The organism is Flavobacterium psychroterrae (assembly GCF_018380615.1).
GTDB lineage: Bacteria > Bacteroidota > Bacteroidia > Flavobacteriales > Flavobacteriaceae > Flavobacterium > Flavobacterium psychroterrae.
The window spans coordinates 1-1,415 of sequence record NZ_JAGYVZ010000071.1; the positions used below are offsets into that span (position 1 = coordinate 1).

The 1,415-nt window shown below is 33.0% G+C and carries 2 protein-coding genes; both read right to left on the reverse strand.

The window, feature by feature from the left end; translation table 11 throughout:
- Positions 1-23 precede the first annotated feature (23 nt).
- Positions 24-1,007, reverse strand: coding sequence for an ISAon1 family transposase (locus KHA90_RS25050; RefSeq protein WP_449536192.1), 984 nt, complete (start codon positions 1,005-1,007; stop codon positions 24-26).
- Positions 1,000-1,347 (reverse strand): ISAon1 family transposase N-terminal region protein, encoded by a 348-nt coding sequence (locus KHA90_RS25055; RefSeq protein WP_213308260.1) that lies wholly within the window; start codon positions 1,345-1,347, stop codon positions 1,000-1,002. Before KHA90_RS25055 ends, KHA90_RS25050 begins: the two co-directional genes overlap by 8 nt.
- Positions 1,348-1,415: the final 68 nt, after the last annotated feature.

The following is a 1,415-nucleotide window of genomic DNA, read 5'->3' on the forward strand; positions in this document are numbered from 1 at the left end:
GGATCAGGTGCAAAAGTTGGGGATTAAGCAAAAAGATTAGATAATCTGAATAAGAAGAAATCTACATTTCTAACTCCTCTAAATTGAGATCTAAATGCTTTAATTTTCGCATTAAAAGATTCTGCAGAAGCATTTGTACTTCTGTTGTCAAAATAATTTAAAATTGACTGATAATTAACCGTTATAGTATTGAGCAGAATATTAAAGTTTTTAAAACCTGATTGCTCTACATTTCTATACCAATGTGCTAGTTTTGTCATGGCAATGTGTTTGTCATTGTGATTATTATAAATTCCTCGAAGTTGTTGGTTTAAATTATAAGCTTGCTTTATATCAGGATACAACCCAAATAGTATTTGAGCTCTTTCATTTTGACTTTGAGTCCATTTTTCGCGAGATTTATACAATATATACCTGCTTCTGGCTAATAGCTGTTTTACAGAATCTCCGTTAGGTAAAAGCAGGGGAATATAAGTTTTGTTTTCTGATTTTGTCTTTAGTATTAATTGATTCTCAAAATCCATAGCTTCCCAACGGTGTTTAATTCTAATTTCCTGTAATGCTTCCAAAGCTAATTTTTGGACATGAAACCTGTCGGTAACTTGTGTGGCTTTTGGGAAACATCTCTTTGATATTAATTTCATGGAATTAGCCATGTCGAGTGTTATTTCTTTGACAAGAGACCTTTTTTTATAGTCAATTTTACAGATATGCTCTATGACCTGATCAGCTTTGGTTCCAGCAACAATAGCAACTAAGGAACCTTTCTTACCTTTGAATTTCTTATTGGTCAAAATGGTATAAAGTTCACCCTGGGATAACGCTACTTCATCAATAGATAAATGGCTACCCATATTTTCAGGGTAAATGATCCACTGGTGTGCATGTTCTCGTGGTGCCCATGTGGTAAAGGAACTTAAATGTTTTTTATATTGTCTTTGAAGTTTTTTACCATTGACTCCAAAGAATCCTCCAATGGTATGGCAATCTGTAGCGCTCTTATCTATTAATTTCTTTTAAAAAAGTCGCAAACTCGTGAGTCATGCGTGTTCCTTTGGCTACCAAAGTCCAATCTCTTTTAATAATTCCTCCAGTAGTTTTATTAGTCCAACGACGTCTTTTGATATGTAAATAGACAAACTTACCTCTTAAGGGGAAATCCTGAATAGTAATCTCATCGAGAAAACCCTTTGAAACCAATTCAAATGTATTAAACTCTTGTGGAGGTTGTATTTTTTCCTCAAAATAAAGATGTAATACTTCCTCTGTATTAGTGGTAGAAACTACTTCAAAATGTTCTACTAAAAAATCAGGAAGCATAAATTTTAAAAGATCTATAGGAGTCATATCAAATTCTTAGATTGCAAATTTCTGATTTTATTTTGACATTCCTCCCCAGGTTTTGTTCTTGATCC

Bases quoted from the DNA above. Each gene is read 5' to 3' on its own strand.
- KHA90_RS25055 (WP_213308260.1), bottom strand. From the start codon at position 1,347: ATGACTCCTATAGATCTTTTAAAATTTATGCTTCCTGATTTTTTAGTA.